This is a genomic window from Paenibacillus sp. J22R56, from assembly GCF_056269375.1.
Genome location: NZ_JBWDNV010000008.1, coordinates 138313 through 159460, shown reverse-complemented (window position 1 = coordinate 159460; position 21148 = coordinate 138313). Strand labels below are relative to the sequence as shown.

14 protein-coding genes are annotated in these 21148 nt (G+C 51.5%); 10 read left to right on the top strand and 4 right to left on the bottom strand.

The genetic code is table 11. The annotated features are described in order from the left end of the window. The first annotated feature begins 30 nt into the window (after positions 1 to 30). The 7 genes from AC0YNT_RS19755 (at position 31) to AC0YNT_RS19725 (ending at position 14808) form a co-directional block, all read left to right on the top strand. Positions 31 to 1689 carry an extracellular solute-binding protein gene (locus tag AC0YNT_RS19755; protein ID WP_475806169.1) on the top strand — a complete coding sequence of 553 codons (1659 nt, stop codon included), beginning with the start codon at positions 31 to 33 and terminating at the stop codon, positions 1687 to 1689. Between the two features lie 308 nt (positions 1690 to 1997). Further along, on the top strand, positions 1998 to 2933 hold the full coding sequence (locus tag AC0YNT_RS19750) for an ABC transporter permease (protein ID WP_475806389.1): 936 nt from the start codon (positions 1998 to 2000) through the stop codon (positions 2931 to 2933). Between the two features lie 17 nt (positions 2934 to 2950). Beyond that, positions 2951 to 3859 carry a carbohydrate ABC transporter permease gene (locus tag AC0YNT_RS19745; RefSeq protein WP_167279157.1) on the top strand — a complete coding sequence of 303 codons (909 nt, stop codon included), beginning with the start codon at positions 2951 to 2953 and terminating at the stop codon, positions 3857 to 3859. A 133-nt stretch (positions 3860 to 3992) separates the two neighbouring features. Continuing rightward, positions 3993 to 5636, top strand: a complete 1644-nt coding sequence (locus AC0YNT_RS19740) for an extracellular solute-binding protein (RefSeq protein ID WP_475806168.1) — start codon at positions 3993 to 3995, stop codon at positions 5634 to 5636. A 96-nt stretch (positions 5637 to 5732) separates the two neighbouring features. After that, positions 5733 to 7403 (top strand): right-handed parallel beta-helix repeat-containing protein, encoded by a 1671-nt coding sequence (locus AC0YNT_RS19735; protein ID WP_475806167.1) that lies wholly within the window; start codon positions 5733 to 5735, stop codon positions 7401 to 7403. A 205-nt stretch (positions 7404 to 7608) separates the two neighbouring features. Further along, a complete protein-coding gene (locus AC0YNT_RS19730; protein ID WP_475806166.1) occupies positions 7609 to 12408 on the top strand; it encodes a X2-like carbohydrate binding domain-containing protein in 4800 nt (1599 codons plus the stop codon). A 27-nt stretch (positions 12409 to 12435) separates the two neighbouring features. Then, positions 12436 to 14808, top strand: coding sequence for a glycosyl hydrolase family 95 catalytic domain-containing protein (locus tag AC0YNT_RS19725; RefSeq protein ID WP_475806165.1), 2373 nt, complete (start codon positions 12436 to 12438; stop codon positions 14806 to 14808). Positions 14809 to 14899: 91 nt separating this feature from the next. On the opposite strand, the gene AC0YNT_RS19720 is transcribed toward AC0YNT_RS19725, so the two are convergent. Together AC0YNT_RS19720 and AC0YNT_RS19715 are read right to left on the bottom strand one after the other, a co-directional pair. Beyond that, positions 14900 to 15409 (bottom strand): methylated-DNA--[protein]-cysteine S-methyltransferase, encoded by a 510-nt coding sequence (locus tag AC0YNT_RS19720; protein WP_167279162.1) that lies wholly within the window; start codon positions 15407 to 15409, stop codon positions 14900 to 14902. Continuing rightward, positions 15406 to 15975, bottom strand: coding sequence for a bifunctional transcriptional activator/DNA repair enzyme AdaA (locus tag AC0YNT_RS19715; RefSeq protein WP_475806164.1), 570 nt, complete (start codon positions 15973 to 15975; stop codon positions 15406 to 15408). The genes AC0YNT_RS19720 and AC0YNT_RS19715 overlap by 4 nt, the downstream gene beginning before the upstream one ends. A gap of 155 nt (positions 15976 to 16130) precedes the next feature. On the opposite strand from AC0YNT_RS19715, the gene AC0YNT_RS19710 reads away from it, so the two are divergent. Further along, entirely contained in the window at positions 16131 to 17036 is a 906-nt protein-coding gene (locus AC0YNT_RS19710; protein ID WP_475806163.1) for a DNA-3-methyladenine glycosylase family protein, read from the top strand. Between the two features lie 19 nt (positions 17037 to 17055). Beyond that, positions 17056 to 17802, top strand: coding sequence for an SDR family NAD(P)-dependent oxidoreductase (locus AC0YNT_RS19705; protein ID WP_475806388.1), 747 nt, complete (start codon positions 17056 to 17058; stop codon positions 17800 to 17802). Between the two features lie 268 nt (positions 17803 to 18070). Here AC0YNT_RS19705 and AC0YNT_RS19700 read toward each other — a convergent pair whose 3' ends face one another. Then, entirely contained in the window at positions 18071 to 19084 is a 1014-nt protein-coding gene (locus tag AC0YNT_RS19700) for an LLM class flavin-dependent oxidoreductase (protein WP_475806162.1), read from the bottom strand. 173 nt (positions 19085 to 19257) lie between these two features. Between AC0YNT_RS19700 and AC0YNT_RS19695 the strand changes: the two genes are divergently transcribed. Next, the gene (locus AC0YNT_RS19695; protein WP_167279166.1) at positions 19258 to 19536 is read left to right on the top strand and encodes a hypothetical protein; all 279 of its coding nucleotides are present in this window, start codon (positions 19258 to 19260) and stop codon (positions 19534 to 19536) included. Between the two features lie 116 nt (positions 19537 to 19652). Here the strand turns inward: AC0YNT_RS19695 and AC0YNT_RS19690 are convergent, their stop codons facing one another. Next, entirely contained in the window at positions 19653 to 21119 is a 1467-nt protein-coding gene (locus AC0YNT_RS19690) for a hypothetical protein (protein WP_475806161.1), read from the bottom strand. Positions 21120 to 21148: the final 29 nt, after the last annotated feature.

Here is a 21148-nt window from a genome sequence, read left to right as displayed (position 1 = left end):
TGCCGCTAAGGAATCAAGGGGGATCGGATTGTGATCAAAAACATCATAAGCACCATTGTTACCGCCCTGGCAGGCATCCTGCTGTTGACAGCTTGTGCAAATACGGAAGGGGCAGTTATGGATGCTAGAGAAGTCGGTACTGGTGAGGCAGGCGCACCACTGGCTATTCGTGTATTTGCCCAGCAGGAGAATGGCATCGATCTGGAGACGAATACGTTCACAAAGCTGCTCGAGGAGCAATTCGGCGTTAAGTTCGACTGGGAGATCGTGTCGGGGGAAGGTGCTAAGGAGCAACGGCAAATCTCGCTAGCTGGCGAAGATTATCCTGACGCGTATTGGTTAACTACTTATATCGACCAGTTCTCACAGGCCGACTTAATGAAATACGGCAAGCAAGGAGTCATTATTCCGCTTAACGAACTTATTGAGCAGTATGCGCCCAATATTAAGGCCGCGCTTGAGCGGGATCCGGCGTTAAAGGCGCTGCATACGGCACCGGACGGCAACATATACGGCCTCGCTAGTTATTCGGATTGCTTTCATTGTTCCTATCCAAACAAAATGTGGGTAAACTCCAAATGGCTGAAGCAGATGAACCTGGAGCCGCCGGCAACAACGGAGCAGTTCAAGCATATGCTTGAAGCGTTCAAGCTCGGCGATCCGAACGGCAATAGCCTGCAGGATGAGGTACCGCTCAGCGGCTCGACCGAGAACTTCGGCGTCCACATCGTCCCTTACCTAATGAACGGTTTCATTTACCATGATGACCGTACTTTCCTCGGCTTGGCAGACGGGAAGCTGTATACGGTTGTTGACAAGCCGGAATGGAAGGAAGGGCTTGCTTATATCAAGTCTTTATATGACGAGGGATTAATCGATCCAGGCGCATTCACGCAAAATTCGGAAGCGCTTCGAAAAGTCGGCGAGAACGCAGCAGCGGAAATTCTTGGCGCCGCAGCTGCCATGCATCCGGATATATTCGTCTACGGTGAGCGCAGCGCTGATTACGAACCGCTTCCTCCTCTCGCTGGCCCGCATGCTGCTTATGCGTCGTTCGTTGGAGGCGGCCTTAGTCCAGGGGCGAAATTCGTCATCACAAGCAAAGCAACGGAGGAAGAACAGATTGCATTAATCCGGATGGTTGACTACATCTATACGCCGGACGGACAAACGATCGCTCAGTCGGGACTAGAAGGAACAGGCTGGAGAAAGCCGGAAGCCGGAGAAATTGCGCTGGGTGAAGGGGTTCAGCCGAAGTATGCGGCCATTCCAAACGAGGTGGGCACGCACGGACAAAATTCCGGCTGGAGCGGGATGGCACATTTTTACATGCCAAGGGAATACCGTGACAGCTGGGTGGCTGCGAAGGATATTTTCGCGAATACTGGCTACGAGCGCAGACTTTATGAGGCATCGCTCCTCTACGAAGGGCATGAGCCGGAGGAGGTGTTTCCGTACTGGGCAGTGTGGATCGCTCCCGAAGAAGCAGACGAGGTGGCTATGCTCCAAACGAATCTCAAAAACTACATCGAACAAAGCACACTGCAGTTCATTACAGGCAACCTGGATGTAGACAAGGACTGGGATGAGTACGTACAAGGGCTGAAACAATTGCAGATCGGCCGCTATGTGGAGTTGATGCAGCAGGCGTATGATGATTACAACAAAGAGAAAAGGAAATCCCCATAAAAATAGCGGTTCAGGGTTAGCGCCCTGAGCCGTTATTTTTATGGGGATTTTTCATATTGGCTGATGTGAGCTGTGTTCCATGTTCAATGTTGACCGTACCCATTGTTTATGCGGAAAAGGTACGTTTTCCGGCTGAATTGGCCCTTCAAAAATGGGGGATTTGTACGCTAAACGACCCAAATGTACCTACCTGCATGAGAGTGCTCTCCCCTATGATCAGGGTATAGAAAGCGCTGTCAAAGCACTAGGGTACAACATTTTGAGGAGGGATCGTTCTGCTGCAACAACCTACTACCAAACATCAACCGATTAAGCCGGTCTATGCGAAGAATGGGTATGGCAGGCAGTTTGCCAAAAGCTTGCGGTCGCATTGGCAGCTATATTTGCTCGTCATTCCGCCGCTGCTGTTTTTCATTATTTTTAAATATGTACCGATGGCGAACGCGGTGCTGGCATTCAAGGAGTACAACGTCGTCAAAGGGATCTGGGGCAGCCCTTGGGTTGGATTGAAATATTTCCGGATGTTCTTCGACAATCCGATCTTCTGGACGCTGATCCGCAATACGCTGCTTCTGAGCTTCTACCAGCTGCTGGCTGGCTTCCCTATACCAATCGTGCTGGCACTCATGCTGAATGAGATAGGGAATGGCCGCTTCAAGCGATTCGTGCAGATGGTCACGTTTGCACCGTATTTCATATCCACGGTCGTTATGGTGTCCATGATCATGCTGTTCATGGCACCACGGCTTGGTTTTATCAACGTTGCGCTCCAATACTTCGGGTTCGAGCCGGTTAACTTCTTGGGCGAGCCGGGTATGTTTCGATCGATCTACGTATGGTCGGATATTTGGCAGACGGCAGGCTACGCAGCAGTTATCTATCTTGCGGCACTTGCGGGCATCGATCCGACGCTGTACGAGGCAGCCAAGGTTGATGGAGCATCACGCTTTCAGAAAATCTGGCATGTCGATCTGCCCGGTATTCTTCCAACCGTTACGATCATCCTGATCCTGAACGTCGGCAACATCATGTCAGTAGGCTTCGAGAAAATTTATTTGCTTCAAAATTCGCTGAACTTGCCTACGTCCGAGGTCATCGCGACCTATGTGTACAGCATGGGCCTTCTGAACGCCAACTACAGCTTTGCCACGGCAGTTGGCCTGCTTAATTCCGTCATCAACCTTATCCTTTTGGTCACGGTGAACAGCTTGGCGAAACGAATTTCGAATAACAGCATCTGGTAAGCAAGGGGGAATGGGACATGGCAAAATCAATGGCAGCACCTAAATCAAAAATTCGGGAATCAGTCGGCGACCGCATCTTTGTCTTCGCGATCTACGTGATATTGAGCCTCGTGCTCGTCGTCGTCTTGTATCCGCTTATTTACATCGTCAGCAGCTCGATCAGCAGTCCGGCGGCCGTTGTATCCGGCAAAGTCTGGCTTTGGCCGGTAGACCTCTCGTTCAAGGGCTTCCAAACGATATTGAAAACGCCGCTCATCATGACTGGCTATGGCAATTCGCTTTTCTACATGTCGGTGGGAACGCTCATCAGCGTCATTATGACGGTCATGTTGGCTTATCCGCTGTCGCGCAAGACGTTTTTTGGCCGCAATGGCATCCTCATGATTGTTATGTTCACGATGCTGTTCGGCGGAGGACTTATTCCGACTTACCTGGTCGTGAGGGAGCTCGGCATGATAGATTCCCGCTGGGCACTGCTTATACCAAATGCGATCTGGGTATGGCAGGTCATCATCGCGCGCTCCTTCTTTCAAACGACGATTCCAAGTGAACTGGTTGAAGCAAGTGAAATCGACGGATGCAGCGACTGGCGATTTCTGGCGAGCGTCGTCATCCCGCTCTCAAAGCCGATATTGGCCGTACTCGTCCTCATGTACGCCGTTGGGCAGTGGAATGCGTACTTCGACGCGCTGATCTACTTGAAATCCGACAATCTTTATCCGCTGCAGCTCGTGCTTAGAAGTATCATCATACAGAACAACAGTGCTGGTGCGATGGATATCAGCGTGCAGGTGCAGAGGGCACAGCTAGCGGAGCTGCTCAAATATGCGCTCATCGTCGTAGCTACGCTGCCTGTCCTGATCATCTATCCGTTCGTACAGCGCTACTTCGTGCAGGGTATGCTAGTTGGTTCTGTTAAGGGCTGATGGCCGTTCGGCGGTTATTTCGTTAAGGAGGTGGGGGCGATGTAGCCATATGTGATACATCACAATGTTTGATGCTGCAAGCCCAAAGAAATCGGCTTCACAACTACGGTCACTATGCAAAGGGGAGCAAAAAATGAAAATGAAGAGCTGGAGTTTATTGTCGATTATACTCATCCTGTCTATGGCGCTGTCGGCCTGCTCGAGCAATAACGGTCAGTCCGGAGGTAATTCGTCAGGGACGAATGCTTCAACCAAGCCGCTAGAGGTCAGTGTATTCGCTGTACAGGAGCAAGGTATCGACCTGCCAACGAATAAGTACACGCAGTTTGTGGAGGATAAGTTCAACATTAAATTCAAATTCGAGCTGGTACCTTCTGATGGGGCCAAGGAGAAACGCCAAATTTCGCTTGCGAGCGGAGATTATCCGGATGCCTACATTCTGACGCATTATATCGATCAGTTCTCGCAAGCTGACTTGTTAAAATACGGAAAGCAGGGTGTCATTGTACCTTTAAACGATCTTATCGACAAATACGCGCCGAACATTAAGGCAGCCATGGAGTCTAATTCGGATCTCAAGACGCTGAATACGGCACCGGACGGCAAAATTTACGGGCTTGTTGCCTATACACAATGTTTCCACTGCTCCTATCCAAGCAAAATGTGGATTAACACCGAATGGCTGAAAAAGTTGAACCTAGATATGCCAACTACGCCAGAGGAATTCAAAAATGTCCTGAAAGCGTTTAAGACACAAGACCCGAACGGCAATGGTGCAGCGGACGAAGTGGCGCTGAGCGGTTCTACTGAGGAATTTGGCGTACGCGTACTTCCATTCCTGATGAACGGATTCGTCTACGATGACGACCGCAACTATTTGAATATGTCAGGCGGTAAAGTGGAGTCTGCGGCGATCAAGCCTGAATGGAAGGAAGGGCTTACTTACGTTAAATCCTTGTATGATGAAGGATTGATTGATCCAGGTGCATTCACGCAAAACGCGGAAGCATTCAAAAAAATCGGCGAGAATGCTGACGCTGAAATCTTGGGCGCTGGCGCTGGCATGCATCCGGCTATCTTCATCGATCTGGGAGGACCTCGTTCTGCAAAATATAATCCGGTACCACCTCTGAAAGGGCCAAACGGTGCCTTCGGTACACATGACAATGGAGGAGTCTCTCCAGGCGGGAAATTCGTAATCACGAACAAGGCGAGTGAAGAGGAGCAGATCGCACTCATTAAGCTTGTGGACTACATGTACACGCCGGAGGGACAGACCAATGCAGGCTCCGGAATGAAGGGCATTGATTGGGAAGACCCGGCACCTGGCGACAAGGCACTTGGTGAAGACGTTAAGCCGATGGTCAAAACGATTCCGAGCAAAGAGGGTGAAAAGCCTCGGAACGCAGGCTGGTCCGGCATGGGTCACTTCTACATGCCGAAGGAGTACCGAGACAGCTGGGTGCAAGGAGAGGACATCTATGATTCAGCAAACTATGAACGCAGGCTGTATGAAGCGACGAAGCTGTACGAAGGCAGCGAGCCGAAGGAGCTGTTCCCGTTCTGGTCGATCTGGGTTGACCCGGCACAAAGCGATGAAATGAGCATGCTGCAGACGAACATCCGCGACTACATCGAACAGAATGCGCTTCAATTCGTTACAGGTAACAAGGATCTGGACAAAGACTGGGATAGCTATGTAGAGGGCTTGAAAAACCTCAAGCTTGATCGCTACCTCGAAATTTTGCAAGCTGCTTACGACGCTTCGGCAAAGTAATCGGCATAACCATAGGAACAACAGAATCGGACGCTTCTTTGTGAAGCGTCCGATTCTATTGCAAGCAGAGCAGAACGACAAGCGAGGTGGGATTGAATGGACATTTCTCCTGTGGTAATCCGATTGGCTGATTTCGGGGGCAGGCCGAATTCGGGAGAGGATGCGGCAGCGGCGATGCGTGGTGCACTTGAAGCAGCTGCTGTTATTGAAGGCCCCGTTGTGCTCGCTTGCGAGCGGGGACGGTATGATTTTTACCCTGAGCAGGCGGCCAGAGCAAAGTACTACATTTCAAATACAGCCAGTGAAGAGGAGAATCCTGACGTTACAAGAACGATTGGAATCTTGCTGAATGGCATACGAAACATGATGCTAGACGGCAATGGCTCGTTGTTCGTCTTCCATGGCAAGCAGACGATGATCGTAATCGACAGCTGCGAAGAGATTGCCATTCGTAATTTACGAATGGATTTCGCTTATCCGACGGTTGTCGAGATGACTGTGGAGGCGATAGGTGCAAATTGTCTTGACATGGCGGTTCATCCGGACAGCCGGTATGAAATCGTAAGCGGAGCGTTATATTGGTTCGGCGAGGGATGGCGATTCCAGGACGGGCCAATGCAGGAGTACGACATGCTGACGGATACGACATGGCGAACTGGCATTTTATCGGCCTCGGCGGTCCGTGTAGAGGAGAGAGGGCCAGGGAAGCTTCGGCTGTTCTATGAGGCCGGGTGCATGCCTACGACGTCAGTCGGGCGAGTGTTCCAAGCTAGAGACGGCATTCGCGACCAGGTCGGCGCGCTTATCGTCCAGAGCAGCAAGGTTGCATGGAGCGATGTTGGCGTCCATTTCATGCATGGGCTTGGCCTTGTCTGCCAATTCAGCGAGGATATATCATTCGAACGTATGGAGCTGGCTCCGCGTCCGGAGACAGGGCGGACCGTCGCGGCTTTCGCCGATTGCATCCATGTATCGGGCTGCCGGGGAGTTGTCCGCGTGGCGGACAGCCGATTCGTTGGTGCACATGACGATGCTATTAATGTGCATGGCACGTATATGCGTGTCGCGGGACTGCCTGCGGCGGATGAGGTGCTGCTTCGATTCATGCACCCGCAAACCTACGGCTTTCCCGCGTTTTTTCCAGGAGATCGTATCGCATTTGTTCGTGTTGGCACGCTGACCAGCTTCGCGGAAGCTGTTGTGTCCGAAGTGGAGCTCCTTGAGCCACGCGTCATGCGGGTGAAGCTGGATAGGGACGCGCCGCAGGATATGCGTTCTGACGACGTTGCGGAGAACGTGACGTGGGCACCCGAGGTGGAGATTGTCCGTAACCAGATGTCCCGCATCCCGACTCGTGGTGTGTTGGTTACGACTCGCCGGAGGGCATTAATTGAGGAAAACCGATTTGAGAGGATCACAATGAGTGCGGTGCTTGTCGCGGGCGATGCCGGAAGCTGGTATGAATCCGGGAGTGTAAATAACCTGACGATTCGGGGTAATTCGTTCTTTGAGTGCGGCGAGGAGGATCATGCTGTCATTGCTATTTCTCCCGAGAATACAGAACCGGCGTTTGTGCATGCCCACATTAAGATCGAAGACAACCAATTCGACATGAGGGCTGCACCCGTCCTTGATGCTCGTTACACGAAGGATCTGACGTTCGTGAATAATCGAATCGCTCTTCACGGGCAGGTTCGGGAAGCCGGAGCAGCGATACGATTGATGGGCTGTGATGAAGTGTCTCTGTCATGCAACCATTATATCTGATTTGCGGCAATTGGTACGCCGAAAGGGTGAATGCCCCTCTCGAAGCAGGAGGATTGTACGGAAAATGAAAAAATGTACCTATTGGAGCAGGCGTGCATTCAGCTATTATCGACTCGAAAGTAAGCGCTGTCATCATGTAAACGGGTATTTGCCTAGGGAGGGAAATTAAGCGGATTGCCATTTATGATGAAAAGGGGATGAAAGATTGAACGGATGGATGAGGATAACACGGTTATTGGTGATTATCGTATTGGTGGCGCAGTTCGGTATCGGTGTTGGTGTCGTCGCACCTGGAAGCGGGGTGGCAGAGGCGGCCAAGAAGGAATTGGCGGCAAAACCTTATATGGGCTGGAGCAGCTACAGTATGCAGGTCTACTCCGGCAACGGTCAATGGATTACTGCAGAGCAGATTAAGGCGCAGTCGGACGCGATGCATGTGAAGCTGCAGCCGTACGGCTATGAATATATTAACGTGGATGCGGCGTGGAACGGAGGAATGGACGGATACGGACGGCCGATTCCAAGCACAACGCTATTCCCCGATGGCCTGCAGGATGTCATCGACTACGTTCATGCGAACGGGCAGAAGTTCGGCCTGTACGGTATTCCGGGCTTGTCACCGGATGCTTACAAACAGGATCTTCCCATCTATAATGCTCCCGGCTGTTCGATGAAGGATATTGGCGACCCTACGAAGGGATCAGACTATTGGGGCTTCGGCTACAAGATCGATTACTCCAGCCCGTGTGCACAAAAATACATCGATTCAATCGCCAATCTCTATGCTGAATGGGGCGTCGACTTTTTAAAGTTCGACAGCGTCACGCCGGGGTCCGGCATTAGTGACTTGTCTTTGGATGCGCGGGATGACGTGAAAGCCTGGTCACAGGCACTTGAGCAGCATGATATTTGGCTGGAGCTGTCCTGGGCGCTCGATATCAAGTATATCGATTTCTGGAAAAAGTACGCCAACGGGTGGCGTGTCGATTGGGATATCGAATGCTATTGCGGTAACGGGGGCCTGACCGCATGGCCGAATATCTCACGGCTGTTCCCGATAGCGGAGAAGTTTTGGCGTTATGCCGGCCCGGGTGGCTGGAACGACTTCGACTCACTCAACATCGGGAACGGTACGATGGACGGTATTACGCCGGATGAGCGCAAGACAGCAATGTCGTTCTGGGCAATTTCGTCGGCGCAGTTATATATCGGTAATGATATGACCAAGCTGGACGATTACGGTCTGGAGCTGCTTACGAACGAAGAGGTTATCGCCGTCAATCAGGCAGGACATCCAGGACGCCCGGTGTCGATCGGTACCGAGCAGCAGGTGTGGTATGCCAATAACGGTGATGGGACATATACGGTCGGCTTGTTCAATCTAGGCGGGGACAAGGCAACCGTATCCGTTGATTGGAGCGATATTGGTCTTACAGGTCCGGCTTCCGTCCGCGATCTATGGAGCCATAAGGAGCTCGGCGAGTTCGAGAGTGGCTACAGCTCGGCTGATCTCGTATCGCATGGCTCGCGCCTTCTGAAGGTAACGGCATTGGACGGTAAGGTCGCCGTGAACGACGATGATACCGCCATGAAGTATACGGGCGAATGGACACGCAACGGCGGCAAGGAAATGGCGGCTGACAAGCAGAACCTCGTGATCGGTATAAGCGATTCGGAGGCAGAGAATAGCTCCATCAGCCCGGTGTCGGCAAGCTTTGACAAGAAGGAGTCTGAGCAGAAGAATGTCCAGACGACAATGACGCTGAATGGCAATACTCTGGTCGCCATTACGAATGGTGGAGCTGCACTAGCGGCAGGCACTGACTATACGGTAGAGGACAATGTAATCACAATTAAGAAGGATTATTTGGCCTCGCGGTCAGTCGGAACGACGAATTTGTCCTTCGTCTTCAGCGGCGGTACTGCCCAAAGCTTTGCCATAGCCGTCAATGACACGACGACGCGGGACAGCCGGGTGACGCCAGGCGCAGTAAGCTTCGACAAGAAGGTGGGCAGCGACATCCTCCTGACGGTCTCGCCGAACGGTAATGTTTTGACGGGAGTAAGCCTGGGCAATACAGCGCTGACGGAAGGCACCGATTATACGGCGGTTGATACACAAATCACTATATCTAAGAGCTATCTCTCTTCGTTGCCGACGGGCACGTCTGAGCTCAAGTTCGAGTTCGACGGCGGTGAGGATCAGCGAGTTGCGTTGGTCGTCAGGGATACATCCGCAGGCGGAACGATTTCCTATAACAACGATCACCCCGACATTCATTATGCTGGCGCCTGGAATCGGAGTTACAACCGGGGATTAGGCGATTTTATGGATGACGTCCATTTTGCAGAAAAGAATGACCAGGACTACATCGAATTTACGTTCACGGGAACGGGAGTCGAGTACGTAACGGAGCTTGACCCTTCGCAGGGCGACATGGATATATACGTGGACGGTGAGTTTAAGCAGACGGTTAGCACATCAAACCTCGGTCGACTGGCGCAGCAGCCGGTCTACAACATCACGGGGCTGCCTAATGGCGAGCATACGTTGATGGCCGTCAAAAAATCCGGTATCTTCATGCTGCTCGACCGGTTCGTTGTAAGTGTCCCGGATCAGTTTAGTCCAGCTGTCGTAAACTTCGATAAAGCAGAAGGTGCACAAGCAGACGTCACGATCGCGGCACCGGGCACGGGCGGCGGTCTCAGCGGGATCACGAACGGTGCGACTACGCTCGCGAAGGATACCGATTATACAGCAGCGGACGACGAGGTTACGCTGAAGAAGGAATATTTGGCATCTCTGCCGGTCGGCACGACCGCTCTCTCGTTCACATTCGCTCAAGGCGCGACGCAGACACTGACCGTTGTCGTCAGTGATTCGTCGGCTTCGAACAGCACGATCAGTCCAACGAGCGGCAGCTTCGACAAGAAGCAGGAAGCGCAGGCGGATGTTACGGTTACAATGGATTTGGCAGGCAATGTGCTTAGCTCCGTTTCGAATGGCGCCACGCTCTTACAGGAAGGCACCAACTACGATGTAACGGATAGTCTAGTCACACTTAAGAAGGATTATTTGGCAGCGCAGCCGGTCGGCGTCACAAGCCTGACCTTCGTCTTCGACCGAGGCGCTTCGCAGAAGCTCTCGATTACAGTGAGCGACTCGACGCCGAAGAACAGCTCGATTACGCCGTCACAGCGAAGCTTTGACAAGAAGACTTCCTTGCAGGCAGACGTAGCAACTGCGATCGCACTCAACGGCAATAGCCTGACTGGCGTGTCTAATGGGGCCGCTGATCTGACGGAAGGCGTTGACTATACATTTTCCGGCAACGTTGTGACCGTCAAGAAAGAATATCTCGCGAAGCAGCCGAATGGGATGACGAACCTGACCTTGACGTTCAGCGATGGGGTGCCGCAGACGCTGGCGGTCACCGTGAGCGATTCGGACAGAGGTCGTTATGTTGCAGTAAATAACGACGATACTGGTATTTCGTATAAAGGTGCTTGGCAGAGCAGTCGGAACAGAGGCCTTGGCGACTACAAGGACGATGTACAATACACCGAGAAAGACAATGACTACTTGGAATATTCGTTCTCTGGTACGGGCATTGAACTGATTACGGAGAAGGATCCGTCGCAAGGGTATATGGATATTTATATTGACGGCGAATTCAAGCAAACGATTAGTACTTACAATGATAGCAAGCAGGTGCTTCAGTCCGTATACAGCATAAATGGGCTGAGCGACGGCACGCACACGATTAAGGCGATCAAGAAATCGGGCTACTACATGCTGCTGGATCAATTCAAGGTGAAGACGGCCGATCTATTAGGCCCGGATTCAGCTGGCTTCGATAAGGCTGGTGCTGCTGATATAACAACGACACTTGTTGTGGACGGCAGTAACCTGATCGGCATCGCGAACGGTGGAGTGGCCTTGACAGCGGGAGTAGATTATACGATGTCGGGCAGTCAGGTTACGATCAAGAAGGAATATTTGGCGGCTCAGCCGAGCGGCTCGGTCAGCCTGACATTCTCCTTCGGGGGCGACCGTCACAACGATGTGCATTACACGGTGACCGACGGCGATTATTACGAGTATGCGTTTAAGGGAACCGGGCTGGAATTGATCATGCCAAAGGGGCCTTCGCAGGGTGAGATCGATGTGTACGTGGATGGAGAGAGAAAGAAGACTGTGGATACCTACCATACAAGCCGGTTGACGAAGCAATCCGTGTATAGTCTGTCCGGGCTTAGCAACAGCGTTCATACCGTTAAGGTGGTTAAAAAATCGGGCGCCGAAATGCTTGTGGACGGCCTCGACTTCATCGTCAAAGCGGATACCGTGACGCCAACCCCAACGCCTGATAACTCCGGCAATCCGGGAACGCCGTCCTCTACTGAACAACATACGGCCTATATGAATGGTTATGACGATGGCTCCTTCAGGCCGAATAACAACATCACCCGCGCCGAGATCGCAGCGATTCTATCAAGGGTAATTGAGCTTGATGCGAGTGAAACGGCGCTTGTTTACAGCGACGTGGGCTCTTCCCATTGGGCTAAAAAGGCAATCGAAGCTGTGACGAAGATGGGCCTGATGCAAGGCTACGGCGACGGCAGATTCGGACCGGAACGATTGGTTACCCGCGCCGAAATGGCGAAGCTGGCATCGCTGCTTATAGAAAAGCCTGTAGGCGAAGGCAAAGGCTTTGCGGACATTGAAGGCTCATGGGCGAAGGCGCATATTCAGGCCGTGCAGGCTTCAGGAATCATGAATGGCTATGCGGACGGTACATTTAAACCAAATAACGCGCTGACGCGTGCCGAAGCAGTGACCATCATTAACCGGATCCTCGATAGAGGACCACTCGAAGGTGTAGATCCATCCCCTTGGAAGGACGTGCAGCCAAGCCACTGGGCATATGGCGATATCGTCGAAGCGACAACGAAACACACGTTCAAGGCGCGGACTGGCGGCGGCGAACAATGGGCCGAGTAACGAGATAGTGAAGCGGAGGTCAAAGGGTTGAACCTACATGAACGAATGAGCAGACATGATTTGATTTACAGCAAGCCGGCACCGACCTTTTTCGAAGGGGGACTGCTGGGCAACGGAGGTATGGGGGCGGTCGTAACGACCCGCCCCGATGCTGTCGTCATCCATTTTGGCCATAACAACGTATGGGATATTCGAATTGCTGAGGACCACCTTGATGAAATCGGGAATTTCGAAAGCCTGTTCGCTAGGCTGAAGCAAATTCCAGCAGACTTCAAATCGCTAAGCGAGGAGGACTGGTATCGCGATTACGTCGCGATGACGAGTGAGAACTACAATAATCCTTATCCCCGTCCAATGCCGTGTGGTTCACTGCTGCTGGGCTTCGACCGGCGCAGGGTAGAGGTGCTTGGGCATACGCTCCGCATCGGGAACGGCTTATGCGAAATCCGATTTTTAGTGGAGGGCCATCCCGTTTCGGTGCAGCTATTCGTCGATCAGGAGGCAGATCGCTTATGGATCGCATTCGGAGAGTCGGACCGGCCGGACCTCGCCGCGTCGCTGTTTAATCGGATTAAGCTTATCCCAGATCCAAATACACCGGAAGAGCTGCCGAGTCCGCTAGGCTTCGTCGACCACTCCTCGCGAAGGTTAACGTTCCGCCAAAGGCTGCCTTACTCCCGCTGGGAGGCGGACTGGGGCGCAGGTGATACTCGGGATCGGGCCTTCCGGCTATCCGTGACTGTGGCTGCATCCGCCGAGCTTGCGGGTAACGTCGAAGGGCTCGAAGCGAAGCTTGCGGCAAGCGACAGTTTCATCGTCTGCGTCGAGCTGGAGGAGGGGCTGGATGCCGATGTATCCGAAGAAGCGCTGACGAAGGTCACTCCATCCAGGGAGGCCTTTACTTCCGCTTTCACGGCGGCTTGCTCTAGCTGGAGCGAATACTGGTCGCGGTCAAGCGTGACTCTCGAGGATGATTTTCTCGAGCAGGTATGGTACCGCAATCTGTACTTTTTCCACTGTTCCGTTAAGCCGGATGCGACTTGCCCGGGGTTGTTCTCGAATTGGAGCTATGGCAAGATCGGATCCGAATGGCATGGCGACTATCATATGAATTACAACACACAGCAGCCGTTCTGGCTCGCTTTTTCCAGCAATCATATCGATAAGCATTTGGCGTACGTCAGCATGGTTGAGCATGTGCTTCCGATCAGCCGCAAATGGGCCAAGGACTATTACGGCCTGCGTGGGGCATATTTCCCGCATTCCGCTTATCCAGTCGAAATGAAAGTTATGCCGTATCCTGTTCCGCATTGGGGCTGGGAGGTATGCGAGACGCCGTGGACGGTGCAAAGCCTTTGGTGGCATTACCTTTACACGATGGACCGGACTTTTCTGGAAGAGCGCGCCTTCGTGCCGATGAAGGAAGCAGCCTTGTTCATGGTTGATTATATGAAGCGGCCGGACGCTCAGGGCGAGGCTTGGGGAGATGACCGTTACCATGTGTTCCCGACTGTCGTGCCGGAGCTGTACGAGCTGACGCCTGGCTTCAAGAAGAACCACGACTGCATCGTCGATCTGACCCTAACGAAGTTTTTGTTCCACGCCTTCGAGAAGGCGTGCAAAGCGCTAGGGTGGGAAGAAGAGGAGGCTGTGTTGCTTGACGAGATCCGCGAGGTGCTAGGCAGATTCCCGGATTATCCGACTGCAGAGTCGCAGCGGGGTACCGTATTCGTATCTGTACCAGGCGAGGATCCCGAAGTCGTGTATAACGTGCCGAACGGCATAACGACCGTGTTCCCGGGAGAGGAGCATGGCCTGCATTCTTCGCCGGAGGATTACGAGGTCGCGGTCAATTCGTATCATAATCACCGTAACGAAGGGGGCAATGAGCTCGTCTTCTACCATATGGCCGGCGCGCGGCTTGGGCAGTTAGATCTGGAGCGCTTCAAACGACAGATCAACTACTGCCTGTTGCCCAATGGCACATGCACGGACAAATTGCTGGAATCCGGCGGGCGGTATTCGGATACGACCCCGTTCGATTACATGGCTCCGATGGGCATCTGGTTTGAGAACTTCGCGCTTCCTGCTGTTATCAACGAGTGCCTGATGCAGAGCTATAACGGCATCATCCGGCTGTTCCCGAATTGGCCTCCGGATCGTCGGGCTTCCTTCGAGACCCTGCGGGCCGTCGGCGGATTCCTCGTCAGCGCAGCCTTCGAGAATGGGCAGGTGCAGGCGGTAGAAATCGTCAGTGAAGCCGGTTCGCGGCTGCGGGCTTACAATCCGTGGGAAGGTGGAGCGATTTGCCGGATCGGCGAACGCGAAGAAAGTCTGGAAGGGCCGGTTCTTGAGCTGGACACGGCAAAGGGCGAGACTATTCGCATGACAAGGGCTTAATAGAGTACTTGTTAATTAGAAAAAGGACGCCGAATCGCGTCCTTTTTTGCTTTCGAAGCGTTGATGAATCGACTCCAGCTCGAACGATGCGTTAGCCGCGCTTTTGCTCAAGCTCTAGCAAGGCTGTCTTCATCGGTAAGCCTCCGCGGTAGCCGGTCATCGATCCCGTCTTGCCAACGATCCGGTGACAAGGAAGGACGATCAGAAGTGGGTTGGCGCCTACTGCCGCCCCTACTGCACGTGCAGCCTGCGGCCGGCCGATGGTCTCAGCCAATTCGGAATAGGCAGCTGTGTTGCCATATTGGACCTCGCTCATCGCTTGCCACACCCGCTGCTGGAACGGAGTACCTACGAGATCAAGAGGCAGAGTGAAGACATCCAGGCTTCCTTGGAAATAATGTGAGAACTCATGTGTATACCGCTCCATCTCCGTATCATGCCGCACTAATTCATATCCCGGAAGGCGGGCTTCCGCCCATTCGGCCAGCTCATCGAAGGAGGCTCCTTGCGAGCCTACATAACAGAGGCCATTATCTGTAGCGGCCAAATGCAGGTTCCAATCATCATGTTGAAGCAGGGTCCAATATACGTTTTTAGTCATCGTTCAAATTCAGCTCCTCGGTATTGGGATGGGGTTAGTCCAGTTATAGCTTGAAATCTTGTTGCAAAATGAGCCGCGTTCATAAAGCCTACTTGACCTGCTATGTCCGTAATAGGCAAGTCGGAGGAGGCAAGAAGTTTCATCGCCTCTTGAATTCGGATTTGCTGAATATAGGCAGCGGGTGTTACACCCGTTAATCTTTTGAAGGTTCGCTGTAAATGGTAAGGGCTCAAGTGAAGCACATCTGCAAGCACCGATAAGGTAAGCGGCTCGTTGTAATGCTGTTCGATATAAGTGCGCGCCTGACCCTCCCATTCTTCATCCGGCAGCAGCTGCGAAGCGGGCTTGCATCGTTTGCATGGACGAAATTGCTTAGACATGGCTTCCTCTGCATGATGAAAAATTCGAATATGCTCACGATTAGGAGGCTTGGACTTGCAGGATGGCCGGCAAAAGATTCCCGTTGTGGTCACTCCATAATACCATTGCCCATCATAAGTGCTGTCATTCGACAGAACGGCAAGCCATTTGTCTTCCGGAATGCAGGCTGTTATGCTATTTTCCATTTTTGTCACCTCTACGCTCAGTATACCTCGAATGGGGAAGGATTCGTTAGCAAGTGCGAATGAAACCGCAAGAATACGAAAGCAGCCGGTCTGTTTGGTATGGTTGAATAGTCGTAGTAGAATTAATTGTATTAGCACATAAAAGGAGGATATCCATGACGAAGTCAGCTCTGCTTCAAATACAGGTGCCAGAGCCTTTTAGTTATGGTGAGACAATCAGCTACCTGCAGCGATCACCAAACGAGCCGTTATATCAGGTGGAAGGCGATAAGGTTTATCGGCTTATCCCAATAGGGGAAGAGCCAGCGGTAGTTGAGATCGGGGAGTCCACTGATGGCGGAACTCTTCTTGTGCGGATAATTGGTGAGGAAACGGTTAGTGAGCAGCGGCAGATGGAAATAAAGGCTTTTATCAGGGAATGGTTTGATTTCGATCATGATCTGCTGCCATTTTACGAGATGGCCCGTCAGGATTCTCTGCTTAGTCAAACAATCAATCGTTTCCACGGCCTTCGGAATATTGGGATTCCTGATCTATTCGAGGCGTTATGCTGGGGGATTATCGGACAGCAGATTAATCTGACGTTTGCCTACAGGCTGAAGCGCAGGTTTGTGGAGGTCTATGGACAAAGTACTGAGCGGGAAGATCGGACATTCTGGCGGTTCCCGGTTCCCGAGACAATTGCGGCGTTAAATTCGGAGGATATGGCCCCTATGCAGATGTCAGTCAAAAAATCCGAGTATCTGATTGGTGTTGCGCAATTGATGGCGGATGGATCATTAAGCAAGCGGCAGCTGTTGGCACTTAGCGATTTTGAGACCATAGAGAAGAGGTTGACAGGCATTCGCGGCATCGGGCCTTGGACAGCCAATTATGCGCTTATGCGCTGCCTTCGGCTTCCGAATGCTTTTCCAATCGCGGATGTAGGTCTGCATAACTCAATTAAAGCCCTTACCGGAAGCAGTGTGAAGCCAACGATTAAAGAGATTAGGCAGATGGCGGAAGGCTGGAAGGGCTGGGAGTCTTATGCGACATTTTATTTGTGGCGAATGCTTTATTAGGGAAGGGGTATAGATGAAGATGAGGTTTGATGGGAAAGTTGTTGTCATTACCGGTGCGGGCAAAGGGATCGGAGCTGCAGTTGCTGCTGGTTATGCAGCCGAAGGTGCACGTGTTGCGGCTGTCGAACGTGACGCGGAACTGGTGGAGCAGACGGTAAGAAGCATTGTAACTGCGGGAGGGCAGGCTGCTGCTTTTACGGCAGATATTAGCCGACCGGAGGCGATTGAAGAGGCTTTTCAGGCCATTGAAGAGCAATTAGGACGAGTAGATGTGCTGATCAATAACGCGGGACTAGGGATTTGGAAATCCCCCTATGACCTGGCCTTGGACGAATGGGATTATGTAATAAACACAAACCTGCGCGGCACGTTCTTATGTGCTAAGGAAGCAGCCAAGCAGATGCGTCAGCATGGAGGAGGAGCGATCGTCAATTTGGCGTCAACACGTGCGCTAATGTCCGAGCCTAACTCTGAAGCGTATGCGGCGTCAAAAGGCGGGATCGTCGCGCTCACACATGCGCTTGCTGTGTCGCTAGGTCCCGATCATATACGGGTGAATGCAATCAGCCCGGGCTGGATCGAGAATGGAGATTACGATGCGCTACGTCCAGAAGATCATTCGCAGCATCCTGCAGGACGTGTCGGCAGGCCTGACGACATTACCAGAGCATGCTTTTATTTAACCGATCCGGCCAATGATTTCGTAACCGGCATCAATATGGTAATCGACGGAGGTATGACGCGGAAAATGATCTACGAGGAATAGTAGACAGTCTGACTCCGCCACACTAGCCGCGTTCTGCTGCAGTCTGGTGCTGGTGTAATTCCTTCTGAAGTTATGTTGGATTTTGTACAGCACAATCTGCTGTCAACTTGTCCAGTTACTGCTGGGTTGGATTTCATCCAACGCAATCAGCTGCTTTAGAAGCAAAGAGGCGAATAGAACGCAAAACGCTGGATAGAATCCAACGCAGCTTCTATTCGCCTCTTTTGAGTGTTCATTTTACTGGATGGAATCCAATGTAGCCGGCAGCTTACTTAGACCCCTGCAGACCAAACGCCTCAGCGATCAGCCGATACGACTTCACACGCGCGTCGAAGTTGTGGATCGAGCTCATGACGAGTACCTCGTCGGCGTTGTATTGCTCTGCAAGCTGTAGAATACCAGCTTTTACCTGGTCCGGCGTACCGATAATCCGGCGTTCCCGCGCGGAATTGATGCGGTACAGATCGGCCTCCGTATAGGGATAGTCGTAGGCGGTTTGAACAGAAGGGAAGCTGATCTGATCAACGCCATTCTGAAGAAGGAGGAAGAAGAGGTCGGTACTAAGCGCCAATTCATTCGCCTCTTCCGGTGTATCTGCACAGATCGCAAGAGCAGCAACCATCGAATGCGGCTTCTCATTAATGACAGACGGCTCAAAGTTTTCTTGGTAATGCTTCATCGCTGCTTCTCCACCCGGTGTACCGAAGAACTGCGCGAAGGCGTAGCTGGTTCCAAGCTGGGCGGCAATACGTGCGCTCTCGTAGCTGGACCCAAGCAGCCAAACCTCGGGAATCTGCTCGATGGCAGGGGCTGCATGCAAACCGGCAAAAGGATGGCCTTCCGGCTGCTTGCCGCGCAAATATCCGATTAAATCCATGATTTGTTGTGGATACTTGTTAATATCAACGTATTTGTTTTCCTGCAGCGCTCTTGTAGCTATCGGCATACCGCCGGGAGCACGGCCAAGACCAACATCAATCCGACCAGGATAAAGCGCTTCGAGCAGCTTAAAGTTTTCTGCAACTTTGTAGGAGCTGTAATGGGGGAGCATAATGCCGCCGGAGCCTACACGAATGCGTGATGTAGCTGCTGCCAGATGGGCGATTAGAATTTCCGGACTAGAGAAGGATAACATCCGTCCTGCATGATGTTCCGAAATCCAGTACCGGCCGTAACCGAGTTTGTCGGCTTCCTGTGCCAGACGAGTGGTGTCTTTCAAAGTGCTTGCTGCAGTCTGTCCTTCGTTAATATGAGACTGGTCGAGAATACCCAGTTTGATCATGAGTGCGCTGCACCTCCTATGCAAGTAAGTATGTGTAAACTAGATTATACTCTAATTTAATAACTGTTACAAAATTTTGTACAGTAGCTCGTGCTAGGGCGTAAATATTGACTTCGGGCGCTATAAAGGGTATTATTACACAAGCTTGAATACGAACAGTAAGGGTGAAAATCTTGAATTCGAAACTTCAAATTAAGAGCGTAACCTTAGCGGACAAAGACATGAAATCCGGTTTATTCCAGTACATTATGACGCTTGCAGACGGTTCCAAAGCAAGACTTTTCTACAACTCCAAGCCTGAGTGGCATTTGACAGGCGTAACTCGTCTGCTCAACGTTCCATGCCCGCTGTGCATGAAAGACTACTACTGCAACTGCTTTGAGAAAAATGCAGCCTTTTTTGACCGTCAAGTGACTGAGAATGAATTGATTCCTGCATCCATGAGAGCTTAAGCTTTATAACATGATGAAACGGCTTCGTCTAAGCGTGAATCGATACTGTCTATTAAGACAGCGTCGGTTCATCGCTGGGACGAAGCCGTTTGTCGTTTTCATACAGAGTTATAATGTTATTCCCGAGCTCCACCTGCTACGATACGAAAGTAATATTGTGCAGTGTCATCACAGTAGGAGGTGGGATCCAGAGTTTGTGGTGCACATACCATCATGTGATTAGCCGTCACCGGAAGCTGCTCGTCAAAGATCGTATAGACCCCTTTTTCATCAACGCCGAAGTTGTTCTCGCCCTTCACTGCATAACTCCATTGCTGACCTTCCTCCATTAGCTCCAGCTTCACATACCGATGATCGCCGCCTGTAGGTTTTAATTTCATCAACTGAAGGCTCTGGATTTGCTCGAAGAAATAATCAGCCAAGAGCTGTCTAGGAAACTGTAACCATTCTTTCGTCGAGCTGTGCTTCAGATCAACCGAGTGATTCGAAGCATGGTAAACAGCCGCTGTATGAATGTAGCGGCCTTTGGCATCCACATCCACCAATTGGATTTCCAGTTCCTTAACCTCGTCGTTGTCAGTAAGTATCGTCTCAAAGCCCAGTATCCTCGCCTGATCACTAATTGTGGCACGGGCTGCAACCATTTTCCATACCCCTTCAAGTCCAAACTCCTCAATAGATACATGTTGGAGGACAGTGTGTTTAGCCTCTGAATTGTAATGATTAACGATCGAAGGCACCGTTAACTGCAAGATATACATAAGCAAGCCAAGCAGCGCAGCTTGATGTTTAATGGAATGATTGGGCCTTGGCTTTCGGAAGCATAACAGGTATATAGCAAAGCCGATCGGCAGCCGAACATGATTCACACCAAACGTAAATCCTCCAATCAGCAAATGGCCGATAAGCTTCCACACCAAGTTGTTTTCCGGTTCTGAGCGCTTCCGGTAGAGCACAATCAGACTACCAACAACCAGTATAATAAAGAGGATAGGGAGCCAGATCGAGGAAGACGTTCCATTTAACTGCTGGTATCCATACAAGTAATAGCCCGTATAGCGGATATTTGCTCCCTGATTAAACTTCTCAAGCTCGGTATTTCTGATGTTGATAGAGGTTAGATTCCCTGGCCCTTCACCTGCGCCATAGCTATCCCCAAGTATATCTTTTCCAGAGGTATCGGTGACTTGCCACTCAAAGCCTGATGAGTTAAGAACAGAACCCTTTGTGATTAGAGAAGTACTTAGCAACTGCCCGGAAGATTTATTCGGATGTGGTCTAATATCCAACTGAATATAGAAGTCGTTTTCGCGTTTTACGATCTCATCTAGAATGATGTCTGAATCGAATTTCTTTGCAATTACAAGATTGAGCTTCTTCACTCCAATCTCCGGAATCCATTCTGGTTGCAGAAAGAACTCAGCTGATACGCCCTCCTTAACAAGAGACAAGCTGTAACCGTCCTGATTAATGATTCGTTGGTACACCGCTTCGCTGCGGTTATGGTAGAACCAGTATGCTGTGACTAGGGTAATAATCAGAAAAATAGCTACCGCCAATTTCCATGTCTTTTTCCAATTCAAATCGAGATTCCCCGCTTTCAGTCCGATCA

Coding starts and splice junctions, on each gene's coding strand:
- AC0YNT_RS19700 (WP_475806162.1), bottom strand. CDS start 19,084: ATGATCAAACTGGGTATTCTCGACCAGTCTCATATTAACGAAGGACAG.
- AC0YNT_RS19740 (WP_475806168.1), top strand. CDS start 3,993: ATGAAAATGAAGAGCTGGAGTTTATTGTCGATTATACTCATCCTGTCT.
- AC0YNT_RS19715 (WP_475806164.1), bottom strand. CDS start 15,975: ATGGAAAATAGCATAACAGCCTGCATTCCGGAAGACAAATGGCTTGCC.
- AC0YNT_RS19720 (WP_167279162.1), bottom strand. CDS start 15,409: ATGACTAAAAACGTATATTGGACCCTGCTTCAACATGATGATTGGAAC.
- AC0YNT_RS19710 (WP_475806163.1), top strand. CDS start 16,131: ATGACGAAGTCAGCTCTGCTTCAAATACAGGTGCCAGAGCCTTTTAGT.
- AC0YNT_RS19735 (WP_475806167.1), top strand. CDS start 5,733: ATGGACATTTCTCCTGTGGTAATCCGATTGGCTGATTTCGGGGGCAGG.
- AC0YNT_RS19705 (WP_475806388.1), top strand. CDS start 17,056: ATGAGGTTTGATGGGAAAGTTGTTGTCATTACCGGTGCGGGCAAAGGG.
- AC0YNT_RS19745 (WP_167279157.1), top strand. CDS start 2,951: ATGGCAAAATCAATGGCAGCACCTAAATCAAAAATTCGGGAATCAGTC.